The organism is Streptomyces sp. NPDC031121, from assembly GCF_055570615.1.
Genome location: NZ_JBVIGV010000022.1, coordinates 63499 through 72305, shown reverse-complemented (window position 1 = coordinate 72305; position 8807 = coordinate 63499). Strand labels below are relative to the sequence as shown.

Here is an 8807-nt window from a genome sequence, read left to right as displayed (position 1 = left end):
CGTCTCTCCCCTGCCCCGCCCGCCCGGCTCCCGCCGAAACCACCCCGCCGCCTCCCCGCCGACCCGGACTCACCGGCTCCCGCCCACCCCCGCCCGGCTCCCGCCGAAACCACCCCGCCGCCTCCCCGCCGACCCCGGCTGATCGGTTCCCGTCCTCCCCCTCGCCTCGCGGGCGCTACGCGCCGTCCGCCGGCCGGGGCGTCGCGGCGGCCAGGAGGGGGGTCGCCCAGGCGGGGAGTGCGGGGGCGGTCGGGAAGGGCGACGGCGGGTCGGTGGTGATGCCGATGCCGCCCGCCGGGTCGCCGTAGGTGAAGCTGGCGGACCACCACAGCCAGGAGCGGACGAACGCGTTGGCGCTCCCGGCCAGGGCGATCCCGCCCCGCAGGGCGGGCATCTCGTACCAGTAGCCGGTCAGGACGGCCGCCCGGGCCGCGGCCTCGTCGGCGTCCGCGGGCCGCGAGTCCGCGGCGAGGCCCGCGGCGACCATCGGAGCCGCGAACCGGTCGTCGGCGAGGAGTCCGCCGGCGTCGCGGACGACCGCGTCCAGCAGGAGCGGCGGGAGGCCGAGGGCGGCCGCCTCCAGGCGTTCCACGAGGGCGGGCGCGTCGGGGTGGGCGGCGGTCTCCGGGCCGGGTACCACGCGCAGGCCGTCCAGCAGCCGGGTCTCCGCGGCCCCGGCGGCGAGGGCCCGTACGTACGCCAGCACACGCACCGTCTGCCAGTGGCACAGGGTGTCGAGCAGGGTGATCCGCGAGCTGCGGAACGCCGGCCGGGCCGGCCAGCCCGCGGCGCGGACGGGGTCCCCGAGCGCCCGGAGCGCGGCCGGCACGGGTGCGGGGAAGACCAGGCGCTGCCCGGGGTCGACGCCGCGGTGGGGCACCGAGTGGAAGCCCGGCCATGCGGGCGGGGTCGTTCTTCCGGGTTCCTCGTTGTCGCTGGTCATACCGGCCTGCCCTTCCGCCTCGGCTTACACGGGCCCCGGCGGTCCTGCCGTTCCCCGCAGCAACCACGCGGCGCGGGCCGAAGCGGTTCCCGGCCGTCACGGGAGGAACTCCCGCCGCCGGGAGTCCGCCCGGGGGTGCGGCGTCACACGGCGTGGTCCGGCGGGTCCTGCGGTCCCGGCGCCGCGGGCGCGGGCTCCGACGCCGAGCCGAGCGCGGCGCTCAGGTAGCGGTGGACGGCGTCGAGCTCGCCCGGGGTGAAACCGGCAGCGGCGTCGACCAGGCGGCCGATGAGCGGGCCGAAGAAGGACCATCCCAGGTCCACCGCCTTGGGCTCCACCGACACCAGCACGCGCCGGCGGTCGCGTTCGTCGCGGCTGCGGCGGACGAGCCCCTGCCGCTCCAGCCGGTCGAGGAGGGACGTCACGCCGGCCGAGTTCAGCCGCAGGGCGGCGCCGAGCCGGCCGGGGGTGGCCGGGGTGCCGGCGCGGGCGGCGTCCAGCAGGAAGACCAGCGCCCGCAGGTCGGTCGGGTGCAGGCCGTGGCGGGCGGCGAAGTCGGCCCCGCGCAGGTCGAACTCCACGGTGACCGCGCGCAGCAGGTGGACCAGCCGCATCTCGGGGCCGTCGGGCAGGGGCGTCGCGGAATCGGAATCACTCACTTGGCAATTATCTCGCCGGGCGAGAGAATGGGTCAACCGCCGTCGCCCGTTGGGAGGCACCGTGCCCGACCCCCTGCCCGTGTCCGTGCCGCCGCCCGGTGCCTCCGCCGAGGCGCGGTTCTCCGCCGCGTACGACGCGCTGCTCGCCCGCTGGCCGGCGGGCACCGAGGAGCTGGACGTCCCCACGCCCTACGGCACCACCCGCGTGCACGCCCACGGGCCCGCGGGCGCCCCGCCCGTGCTCCTGCTGCCCGGCGGAGGCGCCACCGGCGCCGTCTGGTTCCGGACGGCCGCCGCGCTCGGCGCGCGCCACCGCGTGCTGGCCGCGGACATCCTCCGCGACGCCGGGCACAGCGTCCCGCAGGGGCGGCCCCTGCGCACCCCGGACGATCTGACGGCCTGGCTGGACGCGCTCCTCGACGGCGTCGGCGCCGGCCGCGCCCACCTGGTGGGGCACTCGTACGGGGCCTGGATCGCCCTGAGCCACGCCCTCCGGCGCCCCGACCGGGTGGACCGGCTGGTGCTGCTCGACCCGACGCAGTGCTTCGCCGGCTTCCGCCCGGGCTTCCTGCTGCGGTCGCTGCCGTTGCTGTTGCGGCCGACCGCCGCCCGGGCGCTCGCGTACGTGGACCGCGAGACGGCCGGCACGGCCGCCGATCCGGATGCCAAGCGCCTGTTCGCGTACGCGGCCGAGGCCTTCGCCGGGCAGCGGCCGGTGACGGGACGCCGCCCGGACCCCTCCGCCCTGCGCGCGCCGCTGCTGGTCCTGCTCGCGGAGCGCAGTGCGGCCCACCGGGCCGGGGCCGTGGCGGCCCGTGCCCGCGCGGCGGTCCCGCATGCCCGGGTCGAGACGCTGCCGGGGCTGACCCACTTCGCGCTTCCGACGGCCCTGCCCCCCGATGCACTGGCGCGCATCGGCGCCTTCCTCGACGGCGGCGCATAGCGGACGGCCCGCCCGGCGGGTGCCGGGCGGGCCGGGCGGTCAGTTCTTGCCCAGGAGTTCCCGCATGTGGGTGATCTCGGCGGTCTGCGAGGTGATGATCGCCTGCGCCATCGCCTTCGCCTCGGCGGACGTGCCCTGGGACTGCTCGGTCCGGGCCATGGCCACGGCGCCTTCGTGGTGCTTGATCATCAGCTCCATGAAGACGGTGTCGAAGGCCTTCCCGGAGGCGGACTTCAGGCCTTCCATCTCCTGGGCGGTCATCATGCCGGCCATGCCGGCACCGTGGCCGCCGTGGCCGGAGTGGTCCGCGGATCCCTCGGCGGGGGGCTGCTCGCCCCACGAGGCGAGCCAGCCGGACAGCGTCCGGATCTCCGGGTCCTGGGCCTTCTTGATCTCCTCGGCCAGCTTCTTCACCTCCGCCGACGCGGCGCGCGAGGGGGCCAGGTCGGACATCTCGACCGCCTGCCGGTGGTGGGGGATCATCCCCTTGGCGAAGGCGACGTCGGCCGCGTTGTGCCCGGCCGGGGAGGCGGGCGCCGACGGGGCGGCGGACGGCGAGGCGGCGGCGCCGTGTCCGCTGTGCCCGGCGGATCCGCTGCTGCCGTCGGCGGTGTCGCTGCCGCACGCGGTCAGGGCGAGGGCGGCCGCTCCGGCCGCGAGGACGGCCGCGGTGCGGCGGGCGAGGGAACGCTTGCTGCTCATGGGGCAACTCCTTGCTGCACAGCCCGGGACGAGGACGCGGCCCGAAGGGGCGCCCGTACGGGGTACTGCGCGGGAAACGGATGTCGAGGGGCGGGAGCGCGGTGCGGCCGCCGCCGACGGGTGTCGGGGCAGGATGCGCCGCGCGGGGCCGCTCTAGATCCGCAGGAGCTGGAGTTCCGCCAGGTCGGGCGGGGCCCGGCCCGCCGTGCCGTCGTCCGCCGCGGCACCGGAGGGCAACGGCGGGGCCCCGGCGCCGGCGAGCGCGGCGGTCAGGGCGGGGGGAGCGTAGGCGGAGGCCGTGCCGGCCGCCGCGCAGGTGGCGTCGGCGTGTGCGAGGTGGCCGGAGCCGTCGGCCGAGTGCGAGCAGTCGGTGGCCGATGCCAGGGAGGGTTCCGCCCGGCCGGTCTCCGGCGTGTGGCCGCCGTGCCGGTCGGCTGTGCGCCCGGCGCCGGTGTGCGCGGCCGCGGCCGGGTTCGGCGGCAGGGCGTGCATGCCGAGCACGCCGGCCAGGACCAGTAGCACCAGCAGCACGAAGGCGCGCCCCGCGGGGCGGGGGCCGAGCGGCTGTCCGGTGCTGGTCACGGGGTCATCGTACGGGTACTGCCGCGGGCCGGGCGCAGCGCCCCGCCCCGCGTACGCGCCGCCCGCACTCGCAGCGCGCCCGCCCGCGCCGCCCGGAGCCGGCTCGTGCCGCCCGGAGCCGGCTCGCGCTGCCGGGCGGGCGCGGGGGTTGTCCGTCAGCGCGCCGTGTCGGCCAGGGGGGACGGGGACGCCTCGCGCTGGTGGGGGACCGCGGCGTGGCGCGGCGCCGCGTGGAGGTCGTCGCCGCGGACGGAGACCGTGCGGGTGGGGGCCGGGATGGAGATGCCCTCGGCCCGGAACCGCTGGTGCAGCCGCTTCATGAACTCGTGCTTGATCCGGTACTGGTCGCTGAACTCGCCGACGCCCAGGATGATCGTGAAGTTGACCCGGGAGTCGGCGAACGTGTGGAAGCGGACGGCGCCCTCGTGCTCGGGGAGGGCGCCGCCCACCTCGGCCATGACCTCGTCGACGACCTCCAGAGTGACCTGCTCCACCCGGTCCAGGTCGTTCTCGTAGCCGACGCCCGCCTGGACGAGGATGGTCAGCGGCTGCTCGGGCTGCGTGAAGTTGGTCATGTTGGTGCGGGCGAGCCGCTGGTTCGGAATGATGACGAGGTTGTTCGAGAGGTTGCGGACCACGGTGTTGCGCCAGTTGATGTCGACGACGTAGCCCTCCTCGCCGCTGCTGAGGCGGATGTAGTCGCCGGGCTGCACCGTCTTCGACGCCAGGATGTGCACGCCCGCGAACAGGTTCGCGAGGGTGTCCTGGAGGGCCAGGGCGACCGCCAGGCCGCCGACGCCGAGCGCGGTCAGCAGCGGTGCGATGGACACGCCCATCGTCTGGAGGGCGACCAGGAAGCCCATCACCAGCACCACGACCCGCGTGATGTTCACGAAGATGCTCGCCGACCCGGCGACGCCGGTCCGGGACGACGCCACCGACTGCACCAGGCCCGCGATCACCCGGGCCGCGCTGAGCGTGGCGATGAGGACCAGCAGGGCCGTCAGCGAGTCGTTGACGAGGCCGGAGAGCCGGGCCGTCAGCGGCAGCGTGGAACACGCCACCGCGGCGCCCGCGATGAGCGCCGCGCCCGGCGCGACGGGGCGCAGGGCGTCGACGATGATGTCGTCGCCGGCCCACTTGGTCTTGGCGGCGTGCTTCGCCAGCCGCTTGAGGACGGCCCGCAGCAGGAGCGCGGCCGCGGCGCCCGCCACGAGCGCGATGCCGGCCGCCAGCCAGTCGCCCAGGACGAGACCCCGGGTCAACGGACGCCCTCCGATGCCGCCGGGAGCCGCGCCGGGGTATGAGTCGTCGTCACCTTGCCACCTGTCAGTTCGTCGTGCGTACAGCCGAGTTCGGGCGCACGCGTGTGCGCACCCGGAACGGATGGCCATCCTGCCGCATCCCGGCGGCGGCGACGCAGGTGGGCAGGGCTGGGGGGGGGGGGGGGGGATCCTGCTGCCGGCCCCGCCCCCCCCCCCCCTCCCCCCCCTCCCCCCCCCCCCCCACCCCCCCACCTCTCCCCCCCCCCCCCCCCCCCCCCCCCCCCCCCCCCCCCCCCCCCCCCGCGCCCGGTCAGTCGCCGGCCGGGCTCCCGCCCGCCGGGACCAGGCCGTCCTCGACCAGGCCCGCCAGCACCGCCTCGCCGAGCGCGTGGACCGCGGACTGCGGCCTGACCATGACGGTGAACTCCTTGATCCGGCCGTCCTCGGCGAAGTGGAGCAGGTCGATGCCGTGGATCTCGCGGCCGTTCACCGTCGTGCGGAACAGCAGCACCTCGGACGCCGTCTCGGCGTCGTCGGTGCTGGTCTGCGAGGTGCCGTCGAAGCGCCCCACGTAGCGGAAGTCCTCGAAGGTGCGCAGCAGGACCCCGAAGAGGCCCAGGACCATGGCGCGCCCCTCGAACGGGGTGAACTTCACCGGGCTGTACAGGCGGACGTCCTCCGTGAACAGCTCCTTCAGCGCCGCGTGGTCGCGGCTTTCGACGGCGGCTCGGAAACGGTCTGCTGCGTTCAAGGCCCCTCCAGGTCCCTCCGCGGCACTCGGCCGCCGGTCCTCGGTCATACTCAAGAAGATGACTAGTCAGATTCCTGAGTATCATGGCGGTGGCGCCCCTGCCCAGAGCGCGGGCGGAGGAAGGGCGCCGCGATCAACGGGAGGCACCCCATGGCGCTGCGCCACGCCGTGCTGGCGGCCCTGCTCGACGCCGAGCTGAGCGGCTACCAGCTGGCCAAGTCCTTCGGCATGGGCGTGGCCAACTTCTGGCACGCGCTGCCCCAGCAGCTCTACGCCGAACTCGCCCGCCTCGAGAAGGACGGCCTGGTCGCCGGCCGGGAGGTCGTCCAGGACTCCCGCCCCAACAAGCGCCTGTTCACCGTCACCGACACGGGGCTCGCGGAACTGGAGCGGTTCACCGCCGAGACCGCCAAGCCGTCCTTCATGCGGGACGACCTCGTCGTCAAGGTCCACTCCGCCGACCACGTCGACACCGCGCCCCTGATCGCGCAGCTCACCGAGCGCGCCGGCTTCGCCCGCGCCAAGGCCGACCTCTTCACCCGGCTCCTGGAGGCCATGCGCGGCAGCCGCACCGAGGAGGAGTTCCTGCGCCGCGGCGAGCGGGTCGGCCCGTACCTCACCTGCCTCGCGGGCCTCGCCTACGAGCAGGTCAACCGGCAGTGGTGCGAACGCACCGCCGCCGTCCTCCGGGAAAGGCAGGCCGCCCGTGCCGACCGCTGAACCGCACCCCGCCGACCCGCCGCCGTCCGCGCCCTGGCCGCGCAGGCGGTACGTCGCGCTCGGCGACAGCCAGACCGAAGGCGTCGGCGACGGCGACGACACCTCCGGGCTGCGCGGCTGGGCCGACCGGCTCGCCGAACTGCTGGCCCCGCACAACCCCGGCCTGGAGTACGCCAACCTCGCCGTCCGCGGCCGCCTCGCCGGCCACGTCCGCTCCCAGCAGCTCGCCCCGGCGCTCGCCCTGCGCCCCGACCTGGCCACCGTCGTCGCCGGCATGAACGACCTGCTGCGGCCCCGGTTCGACGCCGACGAGGCCGCCGGGCACCTGGAGGCGGTCTTCGCGGCGCTCACCGCGCAGGGCGCCCGCGTCGCGACCGTCACCTTCCCCGACGTCTCGCGGATCACCCCGCTCGCCCGGCCGTTCGCGCCCCGCGTCACCGCCCTCAACGACCGGATCCGGGAGGCGGCCCGCCGGCACGGCGTGGTGGTCGCCGAGACCGCCCACCCCCCGGTGGTCACCGACCCGCGGCTGTGGAGCCCGGACCGGCTCCACGCGAGCCCCGTCGGCCACGCGCGGATCGCCGCCGCCGTCGCCCACGCCCTCGGCGTGCCCGGCAGCGACGACTCCTGGACGCACCCCCTGCCGCCCGTGCCGCCGCCCGCCCGCGGGCAGGCCGCCGCCGCCGAACTCCGCTGGGCCGCCGGGTTCCTCGGCCCGTGGCTCGCCCGCCGCGTCCGCGGACGCTCCTCCGGCACCGGCCGCCACCCCAAACGCCCCGAACTGCGCCCCCTGTAGGACCCGGGCAGGACCGGCGGGGAGAAAAAGACGATGTGCCGGACGCGCGCCCGCTGGTACGTTCGACGGGTGCCGAAGCTGAACCAGATCATCGCAGTGGAGAAGGGCGTCAAGTCCAAGTCCCTCCAGGAACTGACCGACGCCCACCACGACGTCCAGAAGCCCGCCCTGCTCGCGGGCATATCCCGCACCTACCAGCCCAAGGACGAGGAGGGCGAGCAGCTCCCGCCCGAGTCCACCCGGGTCCAGGTCAAGGCGGAGGACGTGCTGCGCGCCACCGCGGCGACCCTGACGCGGCTGTTCGACGTCACCGCGACGAAGGACTGGGCCAACCGCACGGCCGCCGCCGACGTCGTCGTCGACGGAAGGGTCCTGCTGCCGCAGGTGCCCGTGCCCTACCTGCTCTTCCTGGAGAAGCAGCTCACCGACCTGCACACCTTCGTCCGCAAGCTGCCCGTGCTGGACGCCTCCGAGGCCTGGACCCTCGACCCGTCGACGGACTCCTGGAAGACGGAGCCGGTGCGTACCATCCGCACCCGGAAGGTGCCGCGCAACCACGTCAAGGCGGAGGCCACGGACAAGCACCCCGCCCAGGTGGAGGTGTACTACGAGGACGTCCCCGTCGGCTACTGGACGACCGTGAAGTTCTCCGGAGCGCTGCCGGCCCGCCGCGTGAACGAGCTCCTCGACCGCGTGGAGAAGCTCCAGCAGGCCGTCAAGTTCGCCCGCGAAGAGGCCAACGGCGTCGAGGTCACCGACCAGCGCGTCGGCGACGCCGTGTTCGGCTACCTGTTCGGGTAGTCTTACGATCTCCCTCCTTCGAGCGGGAGGGTGCGCGAAAGCGCAGGCTGAAACTGAAGTCGAAACTGACTTCGGGGTGTCAACGTGGAGGTTCGAATCCTCCCCCCGGCGCACGTGCCGGGGTGGCCCAAACCTGGCAGAGGCGGCCCCGTCAATCTCAGATTCTCGCTCCAGTCTCAGTATTCGCCGCCGAACACCGGATCGACCGGGTGCGGACGATCGCCGACGGATGGTGGTTCAAGTCCATCCTGTGCCTCTGCATGGCACGGTAGTTCAAAGGCAGAACACGTCGGCTTCAGAATGATCCGCACTCTTAAACGCCGCCGGTGTGCGCAATTGGGTGGCACACAGGAGCCCGGGAGCTGGGTCCGCTCCCGGGCTCCGCCACGTTTGCACGGAGCCCCTGCGGGCATCCGGGGGACACGGTCAGCCGGTGTGGTGGCGGGCGCTCCGCTGGCCGGGGACGGTCTTCAACCGCGGGGTGTCCTTGCGGCCCTCCTCGCGGCCCGTGTCGTCCCCGGAGGGTGCCGCCGGGGCCAGGGCGAGGAGGGCGATGCTGCCGAGGACCGCGACGAGGATGAGCGCGGTGACAAGGGTCATGTTCCTGCCTTCCGTCGGAAGCTGATTGTCCGTCATCTGCTGATG

Annotated in this window: 11 protein-coding genes; 4 read left to right on the top strand and 7 right to left on the bottom strand. The window is 75.1% G+C overall.

Going from position 1 to position 8807, the window contains the following annotated elements; translation table 11 throughout:
• Positions 1-175: 175 nt before the first annotated feature.
• The gene (locus ACZ462_RS30910) at positions 176-943 is read right to left on the bottom strand and encodes a hypothetical protein (RefSeq protein ID WP_467809966.1); all 768 of its coding nucleotides are present in this window, start codon (positions 941-943) and stop codon (positions 176-178) included.
• Between the two features lie 143 nt (positions 944-1086).
• Positions 1087-1557 carry a MarR family winged helix-turn-helix transcriptional regulator gene (locus ACZ462_RS30905; protein ID WP_467809972.1) on the bottom strand — a complete coding sequence of 157 codons (471 nt, stop codon included), beginning with the start codon at positions 1555-1557 and terminating at the stop codon, positions 1087-1089.
• Between the two features lie 106 nt (positions 1558-1663).
• Here ACZ462_RS30905 and ACZ462_RS30900 point away from each other — a divergent pair, with 106 nt between their 5' ends.
• Positions 1664-2545, top strand: a complete 882-nt coding sequence (locus ACZ462_RS30900; protein WP_467809967.1) for an alpha/beta fold hydrolase — start codon at positions 1664-1666, stop codon at positions 2543-2545.
• Between the two features lie 39 nt (positions 2546-2584).
• Here the strand turns inward: ACZ462_RS30900 and ACZ462_RS30895 are convergent, their stop codons facing one another.
• From ACZ462_RS30895 to ACZ462_RS30880, 4 genes are all read right to left on the bottom strand, one after another.
• Positions 2585-3247, bottom strand: coding sequence for a DUF305 domain-containing protein (locus ACZ462_RS30895; protein WP_467809968.1), 663 nt, complete (start codon positions 3245-3247; stop codon positions 2585-2587).
• Positions 3248-3400: 153 nt separating this feature from the next.
• Positions 3401-3829, bottom strand: coding sequence for a DUF6153 family protein (locus ACZ462_RS30890; RefSeq protein WP_467809970.1), 429 nt, complete (start codon positions 3827-3829; stop codon positions 3401-3403).
• A 155-nt stretch (positions 3830-3984) separates the two neighbouring features.
• Entirely contained in the window at positions 3985-5094 is a 1110-nt protein-coding gene (locus tag ACZ462_RS30885; protein WP_467809971.1) for a mechanosensitive ion channel family protein, read from the bottom strand.
• 310 nt (positions 5095-5404) lie between these two features.
• Positions 5405-5893 (bottom strand): nuclear transport factor 2 family protein, encoded by a 489-nt coding sequence (locus ACZ462_RS30880; RefSeq protein WP_468253245.1) that lies wholly within the window; start codon positions 5891-5893, stop codon positions 5405-5407.
• Between the two features lie 102 nt (positions 5894-5995).
• Here ACZ462_RS30880 and ACZ462_RS30875 point away from each other — a divergent pair, with 102 nt between their 5' ends.
• The 3 genes from ACZ462_RS30875 (at position 5996) to ACZ462_RS30865 (ending at position 8162) form a co-directional block, all read left to right on the top strand.
• Positions 5996-6565: a PadR family transcriptional regulator gene (locus ACZ462_RS30875; protein ID WP_467808934.1), complete on the top strand. Its 570-nt coding sequence runs from the start codon at positions 5996-5998 to the stop codon at positions 6563-6565.
• Complete coding sequence (locus tag ACZ462_RS30870) at positions 6552-7361, top strand: SGNH/GDSL hydrolase family protein (protein ID WP_467808935.1); 810 nt, start codon at positions 6552-6554, stop codon at positions 7359-7361. Before ACZ462_RS30875 ends, ACZ462_RS30870 begins: the two co-directional genes overlap by 14 nt.
• Before the next feature lie 69 nt (positions 7362-7430).
• The gene (locus ACZ462_RS30865; protein WP_467808936.1) at positions 7431-8162 is read left to right on the top strand and encodes a DUF7873 family protein; all 732 of its coding nucleotides are present in this window, start codon (positions 7431-7433) and stop codon (positions 8160-8162) included.
• 426 nt (positions 8163-8588) lie between these two features.
• Here ACZ462_RS30865 and ACZ462_RS30860 read toward each other — a convergent pair whose 3' ends face one another.
• The gene (locus ACZ462_RS30860) at positions 8589-8762 is read right to left on the bottom strand and encodes a hypothetical protein (protein WP_467808938.1); all 174 of its coding nucleotides are present in this window, start codon (positions 8760-8762) and stop codon (positions 8589-8591) included.
• Between the last annotated feature and the right edge of the window lie 45 nt (positions 8763-8807).